Origin of the sequence: Bacillus hominis, assembly GCF_018332515.1 — a bacterium.
Lineage (GTDB): Bacteria > Bacillota > Bacilli > Bacillales > Bacillaceae_G > Bacillus_A > Bacillus_A hominis.
Window position 1 is genome coordinate 1 of the sequence record NZ_BOQD01000159.1, and the last position, 22,582, is coordinate 22,582.

Consider the following 22,582-nt stretch of genomic DNA (forward strand, 5'->3'; position numbering starts at 1 on the left):
CGACAACTTACAAAATGTAAGTAGAATATATTAAATGTATTTTAAATTAAGTTGATATGTAATTTGGAGGATATATAATGACAAACAGTGACTTTTTTAACGTTTTATATGAACGCACATCTACACGTGCATTCAACCCTGAAAAAGAAATTTCATCTACAGAATTACACGGAATTTTAAAAGCAGCTGCTCAAGCACCTTCTGCTTGGAACTTGCAACACTGGAAATTCCTTGTTTTCCAAGGCGAAGACGTACAAAAACGATTACACCCAATTGCTTATAACCAACAACAAATTCTTGATGCTTCTGCCGTAGTCGCTATTTTAGGTGATTTAGAAGCATATAAAAATGTTGAACCTGTTTACGGTCCAATTGTAGAACAAGGATTTATGAAAGAAGAAGCGAAAGAACGCTTAGCTAAAAATATTGAATCTGCATATACTCGTGAGCAATACCCACGAGATGCTGCCTTTTCAAATGCTGCTTTAGCAGCAATGCAACTTATGCTTGCTGCTAAAGCAACTGGTTGGGATACTTGCGCAATTGGTGGTTTCAACCCACAAGCACTAATGGAAGAATTTAATGTTTCATCTCGTTACGTACCAATTATGCTTATTACAATTGGTGAATCAACTTTAAAAGGCCACCCTGCACCACGAATGAGCGTAGAGCAAGTGAGTGAATGGGCAAAATAATAAAAAACGAAGGTAATTTCATTACCTTCGTTTTTTATATTCTGTCACACATCCGTAATATTGCAATGTATTATTCGACATCTATACATAGAAAAATCGTAACTTTCATGCTATCCCTATAAATAAATATGGCGTTTCGTGTCGAAAATTGTTAGAGCATCGAAATATAACCGTGTATTTTTGTTACAATTGTGATACAATGATAACAAATAGATAACAAGAGAGGGATTTTCATTGAGTTCATACGGAAGCTTTATCGCACTTTTAAGTTACATAGTAACTGTACTACTGCTATATTTTATTGGCGATGCTGCAAACATATCAGTGTTACAATTCCCAAAAGAAGAAGCGTTCCAATTAGAAGCAGAAAAACATACTGCACGATCCATTGCACCACTACTCTTAGCTCTTCCTGTATATATCATCGTTTTATATAAAAGCAAAAAAGTGTAAAGGCTACCTATTTCATTCATTTTGGTGGTCTTTACATTTTTTTGTGATATTTCCCCTATTTTAAACATCATTCCATACTAAATACCCATCTAGTCATTTAAAATGAGAAAATACCCTAGAAAATTTTCATTATCTGTCCAGTCACCGACTGCCAAACTTACATAGATTATAAGTGTGAAGGGGGTGATGAGGATTATGTTTGGATCATTTGGATGCTGTGATAACTTTAGAGAATGCCATCATCGTGAAAGAGAGTGTGACCATCGCGAGAAAGAGAGAGAAAGAGAAGAAGTTAGACCACAACAACATGCTGTATGTAACGTCCTTAGAAACATTTCAGTTGGAACAGAGCTTTCTCTTTTAAGCATTAGAGGTAACGGAACATTCAACAATGTAATTTTTGAAGGTTTCGCTAACGGCGTTGCTCTTTTCTCTGCTTTAGCTAATAACAACAACAAAGATAACAATAACAATAACAATAAAGACGGTAAGAACAATCAAAATACTTTTACTGGTATTTTACGTGTATGCCCAACTGATATCGTTGCAATCGCTATCTAATTCTGCTCTTTATCCTCAATAGCCGCAAAATAAGACTTACTTTTCTCATAGAAAAAACCTGAGACCGATTTCAAATCGACTCAGGTTTTTTTATTATTATATGCTTTTAACTAGTTCAACAACTTCTTCAGCAGTTGACATTGTTAACGCTTTTTCTGCCAATGTTTCCATTTCTGCTTTTGACAACTTGCTTAGTTGTGTTCTTGCAGGAAGAATTGATGTTGCACTCATACTGAACTCATCTAAACCTAATCCTAATAATAATGGGATAGCAAGTGAATCTCCTGCCATCTCACCACACATACCAGCCCATTTGCCTTCTTTATGAGCAGCATCGATAACCATTTTTACAAGACGTAAAATAGATGGGTTATACGGTTGGTATAAGTAAGCTACTTGTTCGTTCATACGGTCTGCAGCCATTGTGTATTGGATTAAGTCATTTGTTCCGATAGAGAAGAAATCAACTTCTTTTGCGAATTGATCTGCTAATACTGCTGAAGCTGGAATTTCAACCATCATCCCCACTTCAATAGAATCAGAAACAGTTGTATCCGCTTGAACAAGTCTTTCTTTCTCTTCTAATAAGATCGCTTTCGCTTGACGGAACTCATCAAGAGTTGCAATCATCGGGAACATAATTTTTAAGTTACCGTATACGCTAGCACGAAGTAATGCACGAAGTTGTGTACGGAACACATCTTGCTCATCAAGACATAAGCGAATTGCACGGTATCCTAAGAATGGGTTCATTTCTTTTGGTAAATGTAAGTATGGAAGCTCTTTATCTCCACCGATGTCAAGTGTACGAACCACGACAGGTTGACCTTCTTTTACACCTTCAAGAACTGCTTTATACGCTTCGAACTGCTCTTCTTCTGTTGGAAGATTGTCACGGCCCATGTATAAGAATTCTGTACGGTATAAACCAACGCCTTCTCCGCCATTATCGATAATACCTTGTACATCATTTGGTGTTCCGATATTAGCAACAAGCTCAACATGATGTCCATCACTTGTTACAGTAGCTTGATCTTTTAATTTTGCCCATACAGCTTTTTGCTCTTCAAATTTCGCTTTCTTTTCCTCAAAAGCACGAAGAGTTTCTTCAGATGGGTTTACAATTACTTCTCCATCTAAACCGTCAATGATTACGATATCGCCGTTTTGGATTTTTTCCATAACAACCTTCGTACCAACGACAGCTGGAATTTCCATAGAACGAGCCATAATTGCAGAGTGAGATGTACGTCCACCGATATCAGTTGTGAAACCTTTTGCGTACTTACGGTTTAACTGAGCTGTATCAGATGGTGTTAAATCTTCAGCAATAATGATTACTTCTTCAGAAATTGTACCAGGGTTTGAGAAGTTAATTCCTAGTAAATGTGCAAGAACACGTTTTGTTACGTCGCGAATATCTGCAGCGCGTTCTTTCATATATTCGTTATCCATGTTTTCAAACATAGAAATAAACATTGATGCAACTTCATCCATTGCAAATTCAGCATTTACTTTTTCGCTATTTACTTTATCTTTTACTGGATTTACTAGTTCCGGATCATTTAATACTAATAAATGTGCTTCAAAGATAGCAGCTTTATCAGCACCTAGCTCAGCAAAAGCGTGGTCCTTAATAGCTTCTAGTTCAGATTTTGCTTTCTCAAGCGCAGCGTCTAAGCGTGCAATTTCAGCAGCTTCGTTTGTAATCGATTTCTTTTCAATGTTAAATTCAGGATTTTCAAGTCGGAAAGCCTTCGCAATAGCAATCCCACTTGATGCAGCGATCCCTTGAATGTTAAGAGTCATTATTCTCCTAATCCTTCGTTTTTCATAGTTTCTTCGATAGCTGCTAGTGCTTGAGCTGCATCATCACCATTTGCAGTGACCTTAATTTCCGCGCCTTGTTGAATTCCTAAAGACATAACACCCATGATTGATTTTAAGTTAACGTTTTTTCCGTTATACTCTAAGTTAATGTCAGAACCGAATTTGCTTGCAGTGTTTACAAGTAGAGTTGCTGGACGAGCATGAATTCCTGAGTCGCTAGTTACTTTAAAGATTTTTTCCATGATAATTTATCTCCTTTAAATTACGTATTTTTTTAGTTGTATAGACGTGAGTACTACATCATCTATTGTATATAATAGGCGATGTTCGGTCAACCACATCGCCTATTATAATTATAAACATTTTGCGTCAAATTCCTACTGAATGTCAATAATAGCGTTTTCGCCCTTCTTAACATTTCCATCTTTTTTCAATTCGACTTGTTGCCCTTGTTGTAAATTCGTAAAGACGATTGGTGTAATAATAGATGGTGCATTTTCTTTTACAAATGCAAGATCTACTTTTAATAATGGTTGCCCTTGCTTCACTTTATCACCTTGTGCTACAAGTGCTTCAAAGCCTTCACCATTTAATTTTACAGTATCAATACCGAAGTGGATTAAAATTTCTTTTCCACCTTCAGACTGAATACCAATCGCATGTTTTGTAGGGAATACATTTACAATCTCACCATTAACCGGAGAAACTACTGTTCCTTCTGTTGGCTCAATCGCAAATCCATCTCCCATCATTTTCCCTGAGAATACTTGGTCAGGTACTTCTGTAATCGGTAAGATTTTCCCTTCAATTGGTGAAATGATTGTTTCATTTTCATCAACCTGTTGAGGAGCTTCTTCTACTTTTACAGGCTCTTCTTTTTCGACATGAGGTGTACGGCCTGACATAATATCATGAATTTGTGATTTTAATGTGTCAGATTTCGGTCCGAAAATCGCTTGAATGTTATTTCCAACTTCAAGTACACCAGCTGCTCCAAGCTCTTTTAAGCGGTCTTTATTTACATTTTTTTGTTCGTTAACTTGAACACGTAAACGAGTAATACAAGCATCTAAAGAAGCAATGTTTTCTTTACCACCAAGTGCTACTAATACTTCACGAGGAAGCTCGCCTGCTTCTGTTTTTCCTGCGCCGTCATTAGCATTTGCCACTTCACGACCAGGTGTTTTTAAATCCCATTTGCGAATCGCAAAACGGAATCCGAAGTAGTAAATAACTGCTAGTACAAGACCAACAATAATTACCCACCACCATGCCGTACGGCCTGGTAGTACACCGAATAAGATAAAGTCAATTAAACCACCAGAGAATGTCATACCAATTTTAACACCTAAAATTTGCATTGTCATAAATGATAGACCAGCGAATACAGCGTGAATTCCGAATAATACTGGTGCTACGAATAAGAATGAAAATTCAAGTGGTTCTGTAATACCTGTTAAGAATGATGTTAATGCAGCAGATCCTAAAATACCAGCTGCTAATTTTTTATTTTCTGGACGTGCTTCATGGTACATCGCTAAAGCTGCTGCTGGAAGACCGAACATCATGAACGGATACTTACCAGTTGTAAATGTACCAGCTGTTAATTCTACGCCGTCTTTTAACTGTGCCATAAAGATTTTTTGGTCACCACGGATTAATTCGCCAGCTGAATTTGTATACTGACCAAATTCGAACCAGAACGGTGAATAGAAAATGTGATGTAATCCAAATGGAATTAATGAACGCTCGATTAAACCGAATATAAATGCTGCTAACGTTCTATTTGCATCAATCATTTGATGTGAGAACGTATTTAAGCCACCTTGAATGTATGGCCAAACGAAGCACATGATAATACCTACTACTAAAGAAAATGTTGCAGTTGCGATCGGTACGAAACGCTTACCTGCAAAGAAACCTAAGTATGATGGTAATTCAATATTGAAGTATTTATTATAGCAATATGCCGCTACTATCCCGACGATAATACCACCAAATACTCCGGTTTGCAGTGTTGGAATTCCTAATACGTTTGCATATGCTGGATCTGAAAATCCAATTTTCACTGGATCTGTTCCAGTGCTTGTTACTTTCACTAACTTATCTACTTCTAAGAACACACTCATCGTCTTGTTCATAATTAAGTAGCCGACGAACGCTGCTAAACCAGCTACTCCGTCTCCACCAGCTAAACCGATTGCTACCCCAACTGCGAATAATAGCGCAAGGTTAGCGAAAATAATATCACCCGATTGTTCCATAATTTTTGCAACCATTACGAACCAATCTGCTTTTAAAGCAGGAATAACATTTGTTAGTTGTGGATTTTGAAATGCATTACCAAATCCAAGTAAAATACCTGCTGCCGGTAAAATCGCTACTGGAAGCATAAGCGCTTTTCCGACTTTTTGAAGAACACCAAAGATCTTCTTAAACATGGAAACCCTTCCTCTCTTATCTATATTGATACTTTTCGACAAACGCCAAAAAGGCATGAGGAAAAAAAGATAGAACGATAGCTATACAAAGGGTAGTATGTCCCTTTCTTTAGCTTACATTCCCAACTTTTCTCCACTCATGCCTGATCGAATCAGTAACACGTGTCAAAAATAGGATTACGTATAAATTCACTATAATTAAGGCAAACGTTTTCGTTATTTACCTTACTGTGTTTGTCGAATTTTGTATAACTTTGCAATAGTTATTATACATAACTATTGTAAGCGATTCAATCATTTTTTTTAACGTTTTCATTTTAGACAAAAATATATGTCTTTTTACACATGTTCTGCTTTCACTAATCGTTGTAAATGCATCGTTAAATAAATACTCTCCGCTTCATAAACAGGCAGTTGTAATTCGTTCTGCATTACTTTGACTAACTTCCACGCCAAATTGTAACAAACTGGATATTCCAACTTTAATAAATCAGCAAAACTTTGTGCTTCTTCTACTTTTTCTCCTTTTTTCACCCGTTCAATGGCATATTGCAAATGACGAATAAGGCGTAAATAATGAATGCTTTCTTGGTCTAATGTAATTTGTAGGCTTGTCTCAATTAAAGAAACAAGTTGTGCAATAAGACGGGAATTTTGATTAACAGAAGATAAATCAGAGTTTGTAAGCGAGCTGTAAATATGGAGTGCGATAAAGCCAACTTCTCCTTCTGGCAATGTAATTTGCAAACGAGAATTTAAAAGTTGCACAACTCCTTCAGCAATTTCATATTCCTCTGGATATAGCATTTTCGTTTCAACTAAAAAAGGATTATCTATTGTAAGTCCTTGTTTCAGCCTTTTAATTGCAAAAGAAATATGATCTGTTAAAGCGATATGAATATGTTCATTTAATGGAGACTTCGCTTTTTCTTGAATGTATAACATAATATCATTCATCAATTCAATTAGCTTTTCACTCACATGTGGCACTAAAAGTTTGTATTGTTCTCGATCACGTTCATTTTTTAAAACAAACATTTTCTCAATTTGTTCTTGCTCCAACACATCTTCAGCCTTTTTTCCAAATCCAATTCCTTTACCGATCACTACTACTTCCTCGTGTTCAGGATGGCTAGCAATGATGACATTATTATTTAAAACTTTTTTAATTTCTAGATAATTACTCATATAACACCACCCTCGTACTTAAATAGCCTGCTTTTATGTTACAGAATATTCTTCTTTGTCGTCAATGTAAAACATCTACCATTTAATAAAAATTCATTTTTTAGACATGTTTATATATGATGCGTATAATGTAAGAGCAACTGTACATAGAAAGGAGATAGCAACATGATTAAAATGTTTGTAAGTGATATCGATGGTACAATGATGCAACACGGAGGTCTTATCGACGAACAGGATGTTATGGCTCTACGCAGTTTAGCTGAACAAAATGTAATTCTTTGTTTCGCTTCAGGAAGACTTGATAATGAAATTGCAGATTTGATGAAAGCAGTTAATACAAATTTCCATCGCATTAGTGTGAATGGTGTATTTGTGTATACAAACGATAATAAACAACTACTATCCGCTACATTTGACTCTAGTATTTTACCTGATTTATTAGCGATGACAAAAGAAGATCCTTACTTCCGTTATGTAAGCGATGAACATAATTACTACATTGAAGAGAAGACACCTTTTATACATGAATTAGAAAAACAAATAACAATGACTTCTATTGAAGAACCAAATTTATTACAAAAAATTGATGATACCATTTATCCAAATAAAATTTCTGTCGGTGGAACGAAAGAGGATTTACAAGTTCTTCAGGAAAAGATTGACGAAAAATTCACTGGAAAAGTTAGTACTTTCATTTCAGCAGAACAATGTTTAGATGTGATGCCACCAAATATTAGTAAAGGTTCTGCTATTTCTATTTTATTAAAAGAATTTCAAATACAACCAGATGAAGTTGCGTGCATAGGGGATTCTTACAATGATATTCCAATGTTTTCTTTAACTCCTCATAGTTTTGCTATGTCTCAAGCTGATGATGCGGTAAAAGAGCACGCTCACTATGTAGTAGATGCTGTCAAAGATGCCGTTAACCAAGTACTTGTTTATAATGAAGAAGCAAATAAAAATACGACTCGATCCTTATAAGGATGAGTCGTATTTTTATTTCTTTACATGTTGAAAACATCAAAGTTCACTGTACTTCACAAACTGAAATGTATTACTTGTTACGTGCGATGTTCGTAATAAACTTGTAACGATCACCACGATAAATACATTTCACATACTCTAACGGTAACTCACCTTCTGAATATGACCATTGACGCATTACAAGTACAGGCGCCTTTTTAGGAATATGCAGATGTTCAGCCTCATTATCCGTTGCAATTGAAGCTTCAATTGATTGAGTAGCGCGAACAAGCTTAAAGCCCAGTTTTTTCTCTAAATGTTCATATAAAGATTGTTGCAATATTTCTTCGTTAATATCTTTCACAAGAGTTGGCGACAAATATGTCGTCTCAAACGCAATCGGTTCGTCATCAGCTAAGCGAGTACGCCTCACTTCATAAACCGACTCCCCCTCTTGTATTCTCAGCCGGTCTGCTATTTTAGCAGTAGCTGGAACTAGGCGGAAACTTAATAACTGGCTGCTCGGTTTCATACCACGAGAAATCATATCTTCTGTGAATCCCGTCATTCCTTGCAACTTTTGCTCCACTTTCGGAAGTTGGACGAACGTTCCAATCCCACGTTTCCGGTATAAATAACCTTGTTCCACTAAGTTATTAATCGCCTGTCTGATTGTCATACGACTCACTTCGAACTTATCACAAAGTTCATTCTCAGATGGAATTTTATCTCCCGGCTTCCATTCACCTTCCTCAATTAGCTGTTTCACCCACTCTTGAATCTGATAATAGATCGGAAATGGTGAATACTTGTCGATGTTCATCAGCAATCGCCTCACTGCATAAAGATAGAGCTTCTGGATCTGCGATTACGGTTACATTCGGATGACGTTGTAAAACTGTAGCAGGACACGCCTCACTATATTCACCTTGCAATAATTCTTTAATAGCTTCTGCCTTTTTAGATCCCATAGCAACAAGTAGAATTTGTTTCGCTTTCATAATACTTCCAATTCCCATTGTAATCGCATGAGTCGGCACATCTTCTTCATTTTCAAAGAAGCGAAGATTTGCTTGGCGTGTAGATTCTGTTAATTCCACAATGTTAGTTGGAGAATTAAATGGTGTTCCTGGCTCATTAAATCCGATGTGACCGTTTTCACCGATTCCAAGAATCTGTAAGTCAACTGGGTTAGCTACTAGAATGCCTTCATAACGCTTGCACTCTTCCTCTAAATCACTTGCCATCCCGTTTGGTACATAAGTTTGTTTAAATGGAAGATAATCAAACAACTGTTCTTGCATGAAATAGTGATAGCTGTTTTTATCTTCGTGTGGTAAATTTACGTACTCATCTAAGTTTACAGTGGTTGCATGACTTGTATCAAGTTTATTTTTTCGCATTTCTGCATAAATACCTAATGGAGAGCTCCCTGTAGCCATTCCTAATGTTGGATTTTCTTTTGATTTTACAACCTCTTCAATTAACTTATAACCTGCTTCTGCTAATTCTTCTGGAGTTTTTACAACAAGAATATTCATTTAATTACTTCCCTTCCTTCATATGAATTCCTAAACGAACCGTATCATATACATGTAATTCTTCAGTCATAACAACAAAGTCTGCATCTTTGCCTACCGCTAACGCGCCTTTATTATTTAATCCAAACTCTTCTGCTTGGTTAACTGATGTCATCAACACTGCATCCTCGATTGAACATCCTGTAAATTCAATTACATTTCGGAAAGCTTGATCCATTTTTAAAATACTACCAGCTAACGTTCCATCTTCTAATCGGGCACTGCCATCCTTTACATGTACCGGCTGTCCGCCAAGCTCATATAATCCTTCCTCAAGACCTTTTGCACGCATTGCATCTGTAATGACACTTACTTTTTTCGGTCCTTTTAATTTATATGCTAATTTCACCATATCAGGATGAATGTGAATACCATCTGTAATTACTTCAACCATTACATCTGGATTTAATAACACATGACCAACGACTCCTGGTTCACGATGATGTAATCCACGCATTTGATTGTATAAATGTGTTGCATGTGTAATTTTTCTATTTTTCAGTTGTGCATCAATCGCATCTGTATGCCCCATTGTGCCAACAACACCTGTTTCAGCGAGATACTGTTCAAACTCTAACGCACCTTCTTCTTCCGGTGCATATGTTACTAATTTAATTAGATTACCGCTTGCTTCCTGCCATTGTTTAAATTGCTCGATACTCGCAGGAACAATATGTTCAAGTGGCTGTGCACCCGCACGTTTTTTTGAAACATATGGTCCTTCTAAGTGAATATATTCAAAATGTGCTCCTTTATCTTTCGCTTCCTTCGCAGCACTTAGCGCCGCTTCAATCGCTTCTGGAGCTTGTGTCATTGTTGTTGGGAAGTAAGTTGTAACTCCTTCTTTTAACATTTCTTTACCAAGAGTTACTAATCCATCGCTATTTGCATCCATCGCATCAATATCGTATCCACCATGAATATGAACATCAATCATACCTGGAATCACAATCTTTCCTGCCACATCTAACACAGTTTCATTTTCTTGTGATACATATTGAGCCATCAAACCAATTTCTTTAACTGTTTCTGCGTAACGAATAAATCCGTTTTCCACTACTTCTTTACCTGTATAAATTTTGGCATTGATGACAACTTGCGTTTTCATTTTCATCGATCCTTTCCCATGAAATACCTACTTATTATTATTACCTTATTCGCCTAATTCCATCTTAATATACACACAAGTAGTTGTCTATACATTCTAATGAAATTTCCTCTTCGTTCAGCGAAAAAAGGAAATTGATTTCTTTTTCATTATAATATATATTATTCATTTTTTCCAAAATGGAAAATACCCTCTTATATAATTAGTTACTTAAGTAATGGCATAAGCCCACTCGTCCCCATAGTAATATGTTCACCATCTGTTTCGATTTCTACAGTACGCTTGTTTGTTCCGTATATCATTATACCACGCTGTTTTAATCGTTTTACTACACTTTGATGAGGATGCCCATACGGATTTCTACTCCCGTACGAAAGAATAGCGAATTGTGGATCTACCTTTTTTAAGAATGTTTCACTCGTTGAAGTATACGAGCCATGATGCCCAACTTTTAATACATCTGCATGTACATCAAATTGCTTTAATATTTCATTTTCCGTCCGTATATCAGCATCACCCATTAATAAAAAGTCCGCTTTACCATATCGAATCTTTAACACAATTGAGGACTCATTATTCTCGTCTTTCGATTTACCATTGTTCAATACTTGTATAGAAACATGTGGATCTAGCGGTATGTATTGTCCTTCCTTCACTGAAATGAAAGGTATGCCCCTTTTTTTAATATTATTCCGATATGTATGATAAGTAAGTGAACTATATGTTTTCCCACTATCTAATACGAGTGAAACCGGCATTTGTTCTACAATTGGAATAAGCCCCCCTATATGGTCCATATCAGGATGAGTACTTACAATCACATCTAAGTGATTAATTCCTTTTTCAATTAATTTTTGAATAATAACCTCTCCTGCTTCATAAGGGCCCCCATCTATTAACATCGTTTGACCATTTGGCAATGTAATAAGTGTCGCATCACCTTGTCCAACTTTTAAAAAACTCACTTTCATTTTACCAAAATGTTGCCGATGCATATGTATAGAAGACGTAGTATGAATAGACATCATATATCTTTTAGCCGATGCGCTGTTTAACGAAAAACATAATAAAACAGAAACCAACAATAGAATACTCCGTACACCTTTCATAACTCGTCTCCTTTTTTCATTTAGTATGGCACGCTCTGTAATTGATATACAAAAAAAGCTTAGCAAAATGCTAAGCTTTTATTTTGATAATTCCTGTAAAGAACCAAAGAATAAATCTGCTTCATTCATTTGTTCATTTTCTTCTGAAAGAGGTGGTAAATCATCTAATGTTTTCAATCCAAACGTATCTAAAAATTCTTTCGTCGTTCCATATAAAATAGGACGCCCTGGCCCTTCCGCTCTTCCCGTTTCTTTTATAAGTAAGTGTGAAACTAACGTTTGTAATGCTTTGTCTGTTTTCACTCCTCGAATCTCTTCCATTTCTGTCCTTGTAATCGGTTGACGGTACGCAACGATTGCCAATGTTTCAAGAGCTGCTTGAGACAGTGAAGCCGTTGTTGGGGTATTTATTAATTTTTGATAGTATGTAGCATGTTCTTTCTTTGTTGCAAAACGATACACTTTTGCATATTGTACAATTTGCAGACCTCGATTCGATCCTTCACATTCTTTTTGCATTTCCTCTATACTGTTTATTACTTCTTCCACTTCAACTTCCAGAACTTTAGCTATCTGTTCCGGATAAATCCCTTCGTCACCTGCAACAAATAAAAGCCCTTCAATAATCGCTTTTTGTTCTTTTCTATCCATTTCACGAACTCCTTCCTTCTATTTTCCACAAAAATACACATAAAAAAACCGAATCACAGTAAATGCGTTCGGTTCAATATTTCTTCTCTCGTTCCAAACGATACATTAAAACCTAACTTAAGATAAAATATTTCTATCCCATCTTCACATGCTGGCTCTATACGGATTTAGTAGAGCTTAACACGAAAATTTCATCAAAATTATGTTCTTGTTCAATTATGATTTGTTGATTTTTCATTAGCTCAAGAACCGCTAAAAATGTTACAACCATTATTTCACGTTCTTCATCAGCAAACAAATCATAAAAGCTTTGACGACCGCCTTTTATTTCTAACTGTTGTAGAATATCAGTCATTCGCTGTTCAATTGGTATTTCTTGGCGCGTAATTCGCGTTGTTACGGGGGTCTTTGCTTTTTTACGACGCATTAGCTTTTGAAATGCCGCTAACATATCATATAACGTAACATCAAGAGGTAAGCTTGTCTCCTCTTCTTGTTGAAATGATGTAAAATCAATTGGCGGACGTGTATATAGCTGTGCTCTTTCTTGTTCTCTTTCTTTTAACTCAGTAGCAACTTGCTTATATTTCTTATATTCAATTAACCTCTCCATCAATTCTTGACGAGGGTCATCTATAAAGTCTTCACCGTTATCAGGTACATCTTCTTCTTGTTTCGGTAACAACATTTTACTTTTAATTTGTAATAATGTTGCAGCCATTACTAAATACTCACTGGCAACATCTAATTGTAATTCTTTCATCGTATGGACATAAGATAGATATTGCTCTGTAATTTCCGCTACAGGAATATTATATATATCAATTTCGTAACGATGTATTAAGTGTAACAATAGATCTAAAGGCCCTTCAAAAGCCTCTACTTTAAAATTATACTGCACAAAGCATCCCACCACATTTTTTCTATAACAACATAAGTATAGAGCATACTCATGTTCTATCCAACCTTTTTAAGAAATTTAATTAAAAATAGACCTATGCCCATGTCATAATGCCCACCGCTTCATATGATAACAATGTAGTAAGAACAATGTAGGAGGTCAAAAAACTATGGGTCACGTTGATTGCGGTTTTAGCGGTGGGTTCGCATTACTTGTTGTACTGTTCATTTTACTAATCATCGTAGGAGCAGCTTGCTTCTGCTAATATGAAGCAAGAAAGCGACTAGGGATATTTCCCTAGTCGCTTATTGTTAATATTTCTATGATACACTGTACATATAACCGTTAGACAGGAGCGAAAAAAATGTATCCTACCGAGTACATACAATTTTTAATTCATTTTCACGGAGACTATGATTATTTTGAATGTCATGAAATATTAGAAGAGTATTGGAAATTAAAACCTAGAGGAGAACGCGACAATTACTTAGTCGGTCTCATTCAAATTGCTGTTTCCTTATACCATCACAGACGATCCAACTGGAATGGTGCAGAGAAGATGATAAAAAGCGCAATAGCACTTTTAGAAAAGAACAGTGCGCCCTTACATCAATTAGGAATAGATCATAAACAACTTATATTCTTATTAAATAAAAGGTTACAATCTATCCACAAAAAAGAAATTTTCGCGCCGTTATTTTTACCCTTACTAGACGCATCGTTAGAAAAACAATGCATACAGTTATGTAAGAAACAAAACCTCTCTTGGAAAGATGTGAACGTCATTCCTGGTGAATACATCATAAATAAGCACACATTGCGTGATCGAACAGAAGTCATTTCTGAACGAAACGAACAACTACAAAAAAGAAAGCAGAGATAATAAACTACTTATCTCTGCTTTCATGAATGTATATTTTGTTCAAGCTCTTTACACTTTTTGCAAAAACTTGCTGTTTGCTCATTTCCGCAAATTGTAAACTCAAGAAATTTACTCTTAAGCTCTTGAACCATCTTCGTCCCAATCCCCATATGACGGTGAGACGGATTCACGCTCAAATGCTGAATTTCCAATACCTGATCTTCTTTTTTTATAATCCCCATTATCCCAACAAAATCTTCATTTTGTTTCCACAAATACAATTGCCAATCCTCTTTCGCTTCATACTCTTTCATTGTCAATTGTAATGTTTTTACATCTTTTTCAGTTGGCATAAATGAAAGAAGCCCCATTGCAATTTTTTCATAACTTTTTTTAAAACGAATTAACATAACCCTTATCCCTTCTTACAAAAGTTACAAACTATTTATCCCATCAATCACTCTTTTCATATCACATTCATTCTACAATATTTTTACCAGAGTGAGAAGGGGCTGAAACAACTTGATAATCATACAAAGCGTTAAGAAGAAAGTCAAATATATGTTTCCACGCTATTTCTTTCTATTACACTGCTCAAAAAAGAGACAATATTGTAGGAACTAAAAGGAGAGTCCCTTTCTCATCACATTTCATTTATTAACCACTTTTGAACAAAATAGTTCTACCAAAAGCAATATGTTAAGAGAAATCCATTTATTGAAGCATATAATTTGTACTCCATCCTATGTATTTTGTTAAAAGTATGTTCTCATGAACAATATAATTTAACGTTAGTAGCCGTCCTATTTGTGTCATATACTTTAAAATATATACCAATTCCTGTTTATAGGAAATAAAAAAAGAGAGCAAAATCGCTCTCTTTTTCCCATAACTTATTCTTCCCAAACTTTAACTTCTTTCATTACATCACCTTGACGCATGTTTAATACCGTTTCAATACCGCTTGTTGCTTTACCGAATACAGTATGTACGCCATCTAAATGCGGTTGTGGCTCATGAACAACAAAGAATTGGCTACCACCTGTATTACGACCAGCATGTGCCATAGAAAGTGATCCAACAAGGTGTCTATGAGGATTTCCATCAGTCTCACATGGAATAGAGTAACCTGGGCCACCTGCACCTGTACCTGTTGGGTCTCCACCTTGGCTTACGAAGCCAGGAATAACGCGGTGGAATGTCACGCCATCATAAAATCCTTGCTCTGCTAATTTTTTAAAGTTTTCTACTGTTTTTGGTGCCTCTTCTGGGAAAAATTCTAAATCGATTTTTTCGCCATTTTCCATTAATATGTATCCTAAAGTTTTCATATGTATATGTCTCCTTTCAACTATCTCAGCACTATATTACCATATTCATGACGAGAAACAAAAAGAATCCGACAATCTGCATACTTCTTTTTTGAAATGTGGAAAAAGCTAGGTGACAAATTTTTAAAATATACTATAATAACTGTGTTGCCCGAAAATTTTAGAAAGAGAAAGGGAGCGATTTTTCGTGAAAGCGAAATTACTAGCTCTGCTATTAGCTGTAGCCGTATTTATTATGCCAACAGCTTCATTTGCAGACATCATTGAGGGAGAGTCAATTGTTACACTAGGAGAAAACTTATCTGAACAACAAAAACAAGAGCTGTTAAAAGAAATGAAAGCACCAAAAGATGCTACAATCATCACTGTGTCTAATGCGGAAGAACATAAATTTCTAGAAGGAATTGTTCCAAAAGCACAAATTGGTACAAGAGCAATTTCCTCTTCTATGATTACATACACAAAACCAGGGTCAGGTCTCATTGTACGCTCAAAAAACATTAATTCGATAACAGATGCAATGTACACAAATGCACTTATTACAGCAGGTGTAAAAGATGCAGAAATTCAAATTACTGCACCATTTAAAGTTTCCGGAACTGCTGCTTTAACAGGTTTAATGAAGGCCTATGAAACAACATCAAACAAAGAAATTCCAGAAGATGTTAAAAAAGTAGCCAATGAAGAAATGGTACAAACGGCAAAACTTGGTGATAAAATCGGCGAAGAAAAAGCAGTTCAACTTGTTGCAAAAATTAAAGAAGAAATTGCAAAAGAACAGCCAAAAACAACTGAAGATTTACGTTCATTAATTAAAAAAATTGCTGATCAACTTGGCATTACATTAACAGATGAACAGTTGGATAACTTAGTATCGTTATTTGATAAAATGAAAAATCTTAATATCGATTGGAACCAAGTTGGTAGCCAATTAGATAAAGCAAAAGACCATGTGTCTGCCTTCTTAGGATCTGATGAAGGACAAAGTTTCCTAGATAAAGTAAAAGATTTCTTCTCTAGTATCATTGATTTCGTTAAATCTTTATTCAAGTAAAAAAGAAGCTCGCCGCTGGCGAGCTTCTTTTTTATACAAGTAACGGTAATTTCATAACAGCTTCTTCAACCGAACGAACAACATGATTTGCTTTCTCCTTCACATACGGATGAGCATGATGGAGGGTGAAGGAGTGCGGGGTTACTTCAAACATAGAAATATCATTGAAAGAATCTCCAATACATGCAACTTCATTTGCTTCAATTTGTAAATGTTCCATTAATCGCTTCAGAGCGCTTCCTTTACTTACACCTCTTGGCATAATGTCAACATAGCGCTTACCCGATATAAAAACTTCCGCTTCGCTATGAAATGTATCTCGCAACTCTTGATCTAATGCTACAATTTTTTCTTCTTCTCCAAAAACAAACAATTTCGCAGGATGTACAGTCTTCCCAAATTCCTCTTCTAATTCTTCGATTTCAGCGATATGCACTCCCATATACTCTTCAAAAGTATGATGATGTTCATTCTTCCTTTTTGTATATCGCTGCTCATTTGCACAAACAATATCTGCTAGTCCCTTTTTATGTATATATCGATATATTTCCTGGGCAACCCCATCTTCAAAACTAGATTCATGAAATACTTTTCCATCCGGTAGTATCATTGTCGCTCCATTTAAACTAGTTGTGTAATACGGGAACGAAAACCTTTTTACCGCCTCATCAATTCGGTGAGTAAAACGGCCAGAGGCAAAACAAATATTTGTCCCTTTTTCAGCTAGCCAACAAAGCGCTCGTTCATCTTCTTTTTGCATATCATTCACATTGTAAACGAGCGTGTCATCTAAATCACTTACAAATAATTTAATCATGTCCTCTTCCCCTTTCATACACAATATCTACTCTAAGTGTACACAAAAAATGTTTGGTTTTTGTTAAAAAAAAATAAATTTTCAATAAAAAATAAACGGGAGCATAATCCCGTTTATTTTTGTCTTCTTACATTTTGAGGTCGTACAATACTAGGACGCACTTTTAAACTAGACATAGTTGGACGGAGTAAAATTTTCGTTAACGCGCCCCAATCAAACGGTAAAAACGGCCATAAATACGGTGTTTGTAAGCTTTTTATAGATGTTAAGAATAGAATCAGTATCGTCATTCCGATTACAAATCCCATCTCATGAAATATGCCTGTTAAAATAATTACAAACAATTTCCCTATCTTATTCCCAAGCCCTAGTTCATAACTCGGCGTAGCAAATGATCCAATCATAGAAACCGCTACGTATAAAATAACTTCTGGCACAAATAAACCTACATCAATTGCAATTTGACCAATTAATATAGCTGAAATTAATCCTGCTGCCGACGACAATGATGTCGGCGTATGAATGGCTGCCATCCTTAAAAACTCAAGTCCGATTTCGGCCATCAACACTTGTAATAAAATCGGTAAATGCGTCATCTTATTCGGCCCAATGAAAGCAAGATTTTCTGGTAAAAGAGTTGGATCAAATACAAATACTAACCAAAATGGTAGTAAAAACAAGGAGAATAAGACACCTAAAAAGCGTACCCAGCGTAAAAATGTACCGACAGCCGGATTTTGTCTAAACTCTTCTGCATGCTGTAAATGGTGGAAATATGTTGTTGGAGTAATCATAACACTTGGTGATGTATCAACTAGTACTAACACATGTCCTTCTAATATATGATTCGCCGCCACATCCGGTCTTTCTGTATACCGAATAAGTGGGAATGGATTATAGCTTTGCTTTACAACAAATTCTTCCACTGTTTTATCCGCCATCGTAATTCCATCGACATCGATGTTATTTAATTCTTGTTTTATAATCTTAACTAAATCTGGATTTGCAACATCTTGTACATATGTAATACAAATATCCGTTTGTGATCTATCTCCTACTCGAATCATTTCATTTCGGAGACGTGGGTCACGTATTCTTCTACGAATTAACGCTGTATTTACAACGATATTTTCAACAAATCCATCCCTTGCACCACGTACTACCTTTTCTGTATCTGGTTCTGTCGGCGTCCGGCCCGGATAACTACGAACATCTATTGCGAACGCTTCTGTTTCACCTTCCACAAATATAATGATGAGTCCTGATAATACTTGGAGCATTACCTCATCCATCGTTTTTACTTTACTTACTTGTTGATGAATTAGACGATTCTCTAAAAGCTTTACTGTATCTTCTTCTACATCCCTTATTTCATTTGTATCCACTGCTTCTTCTAAAATAGGGATAATATAATTCGTATCACAAAGTCCATTTACAAATAACACACCAATTTCTTTATTTAAAATTTGAAATTTACGAATACCAACATCGTATGTAACACCCAGCCCAACTGTTTGCTTTAGGTAATTTTCATTATCACTTAAAAAAGATGAAATCGGGATATTCACTTTTTTAGGCTTCGTCATAAAACCCACTCCTTTCCAAAATTAATTGAATCGCTTTTCTAGTAATTGGTGATCCTCTCTCCCATTCATCGTTTCCGCACATCTTGCCAATATCACCGACTCCCACAATGACAGGAACATTCAGATCATCTAAACAATAAATCGTATCCCCACTAATCCTGCCAATTTCACCATCTGGGAGTCCAAATTTATCAACGCCGTATTCTGTCAAATTCCCATTCCGATCTACACTTACATCTACACGCGCCCATTCCCAATGATGTGTATTAGATGCTACTGCTAAAATACCCAGTACATCAACTTGTTTATGTGTTGCGACATACTTTAACGCCTTTTCACCAGATCCTTCTCCTATAAATCCGCTGTCATCAAACATGACAAATACAGGGTCATATGGCGTTTGCATAATAAGCTCAACAACTTTCTTCCCTGTCAATTTGGTCGGATTACTTTGCGATGTTGAAATACACCTTCCCCCAAATTCTTTTGTTAACAGCTCAATTGTCCGCTTTGCATATTCATCTCCATCTGTGACTAAAACAACCCTTCGTCTCATTTGTTTTATCCTTTCGGTTTACATATAAGTGCAACAAAAAATGAAAATAATATCGCTGCGGAAATCCCCGCAGACGTTAAACTAAACATGCCAATGCCAATTCCTATATATCCATGTTTTTCTGCCGCATGCATTGCTCCGTGCAATAGTGAATGTCCAAAACTTGTAATAGGGACTGTTGCCCCAGCACCTGCAAACTTTATAAGCTTATCGTACAATCCGAATCCATCTAAAATTGCTCCGATAACTACAAAAGTTGCCATTAAATGAGCTGGTGTTAACTTTGCGAAATCTAACAAGATTTGCCCAATTACACAAATAGCTCCGCCTACAAGAAATGCATATATAAAATCCACAATTCACTCTCCTTTAACTCTCTCAAATACGACACCATGCGCAATCGTCGGAATCGTTTCTTTCTGTTGCATCATCATCGGGCTTAATAATGCACCAGTAGCAACTACAAAAATTCGTTGTAAATTCCCTTTTTGCATCTCGCGTAATAAATGACCATATGTGACAACAGCTGAACAAGCACAACCGCTACCACCTGCAAACACTTCTTCTTGACCGGAATCGTAAATCATTAATCCACAATCATTATATATATGCCCAAGATCGTAACCTTCCTCAAGTAAAAGTTGTTTCGCGATTGGTGTCCCCACAGCTGATAAATCACCAGTAACAATCAAATCATAATCAGCTGCACTTCTTCTCAAATCTTCAAAATGCTGTTGAATTGTATGAGCAGCAGCTGGTGCCATCGCTGATCCCATATCTAAAGGATTAGCAATTCCTAAATCCTGTACTTTGCCGATTGTTGCTGCTGTTATTTTAATTGCACTCTCCTCATTGCTAATCAATATTGACCCTGCTCCAGTAACAGTTGAGTTTGCTGTCCCTGGCTTTTGACCTCCGTATTCTGTTGGATAACGAAATTGTCTTTCAGCCGTCGCATTATGACTACTTACTGTAGCTAAAATACGATTTGCAAATCCACCATCTATAAAAGCTGATCCAATCGCCAAAGTTTCCATTGACGTCGCACAAGCACTGAACATCCCTAAAAAAGGAATACCATACTCACGCGCAACGTAATTTGCTGTCACTGTTTGGTTTAATAAATCGCCAGCTAAAAAGAAATCAATTTGTGATTTTTTTATATTCCCTTTTTGCATCGCTTGTTGAATCGAGTCTGACATTAACCTTCGTTCAGCAAGTTCCCAGTTTTCCTCTCCGCAATGTAAGTCAGAATATGAAATATCAAAATCCTTTCCAAGAGGGCCTTCAGCTTCTTTCGGACCGACAGCAGTACCAGTTGCATTCACGAAGATATCATTTTGAAATACCCACGTTTGTTTTCCTGTCAATCTCATACCTATCCCTCCTTTAAGACATTAAAATTTGAAATGTATATCTTATTAAGCCGATAATGTATGCACCGACGACTCCAAATACAATGACACTTCCTGCAAGCTTAAACATGTTAGTAGCGATCCCTAGAACAACCCCTTCACTCCTATGTTCTAGCGCGGCACTCGCCATAGAATTCGCAAATCCAGTAACTGGTACTGCTGATCCCGCTCCAGAAAACTGCCCGATTTTATCATATACACCACACCCTGTTAAAATCGCTGATAGTAAAACGAGAGTTGCAACTGTAGGATTTCCTGCCTCTTTCTCACTAAAGTGAAAGTAATGTATATAAAATTTCATCAACACTTCTCCGATGGTACAAATGAATCCACCAACAAGAAATGCCTTCACACAATTTATGAAATAGTTCGGTTTTGGATGGTACTCCTTCACTTTATTTATGTAATCATCTTTCAATTTTCGCCCTACCATATATATCGCCTCCTACTTTACGAAATAAATCCAGTGAAACAATGATCCTATTACTTTTCCAAGTACAAGAGCAACGAGCAAAATAACAATTTTACCCTCTACCCCTACTCGTTTCGCTAAAATAGGTAAAACGTTTAACACTTCCGTTAACGCCGCAGCTAGCATTCCGATGAATGTGCCACAAAATAATCCTAATATTACGAGCCAATATTGTGACGTTTGAAACGTAATATTTTTCAAACTACACCAAGCCCCTGTTAAAGTACCTGCAATGACTGCCCACTCAAAATATTGAATATGCTTTCCACTTCTCGTTAATTGAGCTAAACGTGGAATTATACCGAGAACAGCTAAAAATGCAACATATCCACTCCCTACAGCAATCCCTCCAGCTAAACCAATTAATACAACAAATGCACACTCAATCATCAGCAATCTGTTTCGTATTATCCTTATTTTCATGAACGATTACGTATTGATCGAGTGACTGCTGATATTGAAACATCTCAACTTCTAATGGGCTTGGCTCTTCATTAATGCGTTTTTGAAATACATGATTAAAAAATAAGATCATGCCTAACCCAAGACCTAGTGAATATGGAATTTGAAATAAAAGCGGTTGCTCCTTAAACTCTCCAGTAATCATGTAATATAACCGTTGATGTACTTGTTGCATACTTACATCCTCATGGAAATAAATGATCGCAAGGGCCGCTCCAATGAAAAGTAACAACCATACAAGTCCGAAGAAAATCGGGTGCACTTTCTTTTTTTCATATATAATTTCAACAAGAGTTTGTCCAGAACCAAGTAAATTAATTTGTATGTGAGCTGCTTTTTGTTGAATAATCTCAATTATTTTCATAACATCAATTACAACATGTGTCTTATCATGCGCTGTTATTTTGTAAACTATCTCATCCTGTAACGACTCAACTACCACAGAATCTCCGGCAAGTTGAGCAACATCACTCAGCTTTACTTCATATGTAGGAGAAACTTTTAATCGATTACGCATTTTAATATAAATTGTTCGTTCCAATTT

Annotated in this window: 27 protein-coding genes; 7 read left to right on the plus strand and 20 right to left on the minus strand. The window is 36.1% G+C overall.

The genetic code is table 11. The features are described 5' to 3' along the window. Positions 1–77: 77 nt before the first annotated feature. From KI356_RS16300 to KI356_RS16310, 3 genes are all read left to right on the plus strand, one after another. Entirely contained in the window at positions 78–695 is a 618-nt protein-coding gene (locus KI356_RS16300) for a nitroreductase family protein (RefSeq protein ID WP_128281074.1), read from the plus strand. A gap of 234 nt (positions 696–929) precedes the next feature. Next, positions 930–1,148 (plus strand): hypothetical protein, encoded by a 219-nt coding sequence (locus KI356_RS16305; protein WP_000100490.1) that lies wholly within the window; start codon positions 930–932, stop codon positions 1,146–1,148. 195 nt (positions 1,149–1,343) lie between these two features. Further along, positions 1,344–1,709: a DUF3915 domain-containing protein gene (locus tag KI356_RS16310; protein ID WP_212935911.1), complete on the plus strand. Its 366-nt coding sequence runs from the start codon at positions 1,344–1,346 to the stop codon at positions 1,707–1,709. Positions 1,710–1,805: 96 nt separating this feature from the next. Here the strand turns inward: KI356_RS16310 and ptsP are convergent, their stop codons facing one another. From ptsP to glcT, 4 genes are all read right to left on the minus strand, one after another. Beyond that, entirely contained in the window at positions 1,806–3,518 is a 1,713-nt protein-coding gene (gene ptsP / locus KI356_RS16315) for a phosphoenolpyruvate--protein phosphotransferase (RefSeq protein WP_212935912.1), read from the minus strand. Then, the gene (gene ptsH / locus KI356_RS16320; protein ID WP_002033915.1) at positions 3,518–3,781 is read right to left on the minus strand and encodes a phosphocarrier protein HPr; all 264 of its coding nucleotides are present in this window, start codon (positions 3,779–3,781) and stop codon (positions 3,518–3,520) included. The genes ptsP and ptsH overlap by 1 nt, the downstream gene beginning before the upstream one ends. A 135-nt stretch (positions 3,782–3,916) precedes the next feature. Then, entirely contained in the window at positions 3,917–5,980 is a 2,064-nt protein-coding gene (gene ptsG / locus KI356_RS16325; protein ID WP_212935913.1) for a PTS glucose transporter subunit IIABC, read from the minus strand. Between the two features lie 339 nt (positions 5,981–6,319). Then, positions 6,320–7,168 (minus strand): glucose PTS transporter transcription antiterminator GlcT, encoded by an 849-nt coding sequence (glcT, locus tag KI356_RS16330; protein WP_212935914.1) that lies wholly within the window; start codon positions 7,166–7,168, stop codon positions 6,320–6,322. Positions 7,169–7,333: 165 nt separating this feature from the next. On the opposite strand from glcT, the gene KI356_RS16335 reads away from it, so the two are divergent. Further along, positions 7,334–8,152 (plus strand): HAD family hydrolase, encoded by an 819-nt coding sequence (locus KI356_RS16335; RefSeq protein WP_128281069.1) that lies wholly within the window; start codon positions 7,334–7,336, stop codon positions 8,150–8,152. A gap of 73 nt (positions 8,153–8,225) precedes the next feature. On the opposite strand, the gene phnF is transcribed toward KI356_RS16335, so the two are convergent. From phnF to KI356_RS16365, 6 genes are all read right to left on the minus strand, one after another. Then, a complete protein-coding gene (gene phnF, locus KI356_RS16340) occupies positions 8,226–8,957 on the minus strand; it encodes a phosphonate metabolism transcriptional regulator PhnF (RefSeq protein WP_078172874.1) in 732 nt (243 codons plus the stop codon). Continuing rightward, complete coding sequence (nagB, locus tag KI356_RS16345; RefSeq protein WP_128281068.1) at positions 8,887–9,675, minus strand: glucosamine-6-phosphate deaminase; 789 nt, start codon at positions 9,673–9,675, stop codon at positions 8,887–8,889. Before nagB ends, phnF begins: the two co-directional genes overlap by 71 nt. A gap of 4 nt (positions 9,676–9,679) precedes the next feature. Continuing rightward, the gene (gene nagA, locus KI356_RS16350; RefSeq protein WP_002122181.1) at positions 9,680–10,822 is read right to left on the minus strand and encodes an N-acetylglucosamine-6-phosphate deacetylase; all 1,143 of its coding nucleotides are present in this window, start codon (positions 10,820–10,822) and stop codon (positions 9,680–9,682) included. 206 nt (positions 10,823–11,028) lie between these two features. Then, a complete protein-coding gene (locus tag KI356_RS16355) occupies positions 11,029–11,931 on the minus strand; it encodes a ComEC/Rec2 family competence protein (protein ID WP_128281067.1) in 903 nt (300 codons plus the stop codon). A 78-nt stretch (positions 11,932–12,009) separates the two neighbouring features. Next, complete coding sequence (gene scpB, locus KI356_RS16360; protein ID WP_128281066.1) at positions 12,010–12,582, minus strand: SMC-Scp complex subunit ScpB; 573 nt, start codon at positions 12,580–12,582, stop codon at positions 12,010–12,012. A gap of 157 nt (positions 12,583–12,739) precedes the next feature. Then, on the minus strand, positions 12,740–13,483 hold the full coding sequence (locus KI356_RS16365; RefSeq protein WP_212935915.1) for a segregation/condensation protein A: 744 nt from the start codon (positions 13,481–13,483) through the stop codon (positions 12,740–12,742). 169 nt (positions 13,484–13,652) lie between these two features. Here KI356_RS16365 and KI356_RS16370 point away from each other — a divergent pair, with 169 nt between their 5' ends. Further along, entirely contained in the window at positions 13,653–13,748 is a 96-nt protein-coding gene (locus KI356_RS16370; protein WP_000510194.1) for a YjcZ family sporulation protein, read from the plus strand. Between the two features lie 99 nt (positions 13,749–13,847). Continuing rightward, positions 13,848–14,366, plus strand: a complete 519-nt coding sequence (locus KI356_RS16375; RefSeq protein WP_212935916.1) for a DUF309 domain-containing protein — start codon at positions 13,848–13,850, stop codon at positions 14,364–14,366. Between the two features lie 20 nt (positions 14,367–14,386). Here the strand turns inward: KI356_RS16375 and ribT are convergent, their stop codons facing one another. Both ribT and KI356_RS16385 read right to left on the minus strand, forming a co-directional pair. Then, complete coding sequence (gene ribT / locus KI356_RS16380) at positions 14,387–14,755, minus strand: GNAT family N-acetyltransferase RibT (protein WP_000908403.1); 369 nt, start codon at positions 14,753–14,755, stop codon at positions 14,387–14,389. Positions 14,756–15,238: 483 nt separating this feature from the next. Next, a complete protein-coding gene (locus KI356_RS16385) occupies positions 15,239–15,676 on the minus strand; it encodes a peptidylprolyl isomerase (RefSeq protein WP_000853785.1) in 438 nt (145 codons plus the stop codon). 187 nt (positions 15,677–15,863) lie between these two features. Here KI356_RS16385 and KI356_RS16390 point away from each other — a divergent pair, with 187 nt between their 5' ends. Beyond that, entirely contained in the window at positions 15,864–16,730 is an 867-nt protein-coding gene (locus tag KI356_RS16390) for a DUF1002 domain-containing protein (RefSeq protein ID WP_212935917.1), read from the plus strand. A gap of 31 nt (positions 16,731–16,761) precedes the next feature. On the opposite strand, the gene KI356_RS16395 is transcribed toward KI356_RS16390, so the two are convergent. From KI356_RS16395 to KI356_RS16430, 8 genes are all read right to left on the minus strand, one after another. Then, a complete protein-coding gene (locus KI356_RS16395; protein ID WP_128281062.1) occupies positions 16,762–17,565 on the minus strand; it encodes a Cof-type HAD-IIB family hydrolase in 804 nt (267 codons plus the stop codon). A gap of 95 nt (positions 17,566–17,660) precedes the next feature. Continuing rightward, on the minus strand, positions 17,661–19,133 hold the full coding sequence (gene spoVAF, locus KI356_RS16400; protein ID WP_212935918.1) for a spore germination protein SpoVAF: 1,473 nt from the start codon (positions 19,131–19,133) through the stop codon (positions 17,661–17,663). After that, positions 19,120–19,689 (minus strand): stage V sporulation protein SpoVABEA, encoded by a 570-nt coding sequence (spoVAEA, locus tag KI356_RS16405; RefSeq protein WP_002122197.1) that lies wholly within the window; start codon positions 19,687–19,689, stop codon positions 19,120–19,122. The genes spoVAF and spoVAEA overlap by 14 nt, the downstream gene beginning before the upstream one ends. 5 nt (positions 19,690–19,694) lie before the next feature. After that, complete coding sequence (spoVAE, locus tag KI356_RS16410; protein ID WP_002122198.1) at positions 19,695–20,045, minus strand: stage V sporulation protein AE; 351 nt, start codon at positions 20,043–20,045, stop codon at positions 19,695–19,697. A 3-nt stretch (positions 20,046–20,048) separates the two neighbouring features. Next, on the minus strand, positions 20,049–21,065 hold the full coding sequence (spoVAD, locus tag KI356_RS16415; protein ID WP_128281059.1) for a stage V sporulation protein AD: 1,017 nt from the start codon (positions 21,063–21,065) through the stop codon (positions 20,049–20,051). 13 nt (positions 21,066–21,078) lie between these two features. Then, complete coding sequence (spoVAC, locus tag KI356_RS16420; protein WP_128281058.1) at positions 21,079–21,537, minus strand: stage V sporulation protein AC; 459 nt, start codon at positions 21,535–21,537, stop codon at positions 21,079–21,081. 12 nt (positions 21,538–21,549) lie between these two features. Next, the gene (spoVAB, locus tag KI356_RS16425; protein ID WP_033711986.1) at positions 21,550–21,966 is read right to left on the minus strand and encodes a stage V sporulation protein SpoVAB; all 417 of its coding nucleotides are present in this window, start codon (positions 21,964–21,966) and stop codon (positions 21,550–21,552) included. Beyond that, positions 21,959–22,579: a stage V sporulation protein AA gene (locus KI356_RS16430; RefSeq protein WP_088059954.1), complete on the minus strand. Its 621-nt coding sequence runs from the start codon at positions 22,577–22,579 to the stop codon at positions 21,959–21,961. The genes spoVAB and KI356_RS16430 overlap by 8 nt, the downstream gene beginning before the upstream one ends. Positions 22,580–22,582: the final 3 nt, after the last annotated feature.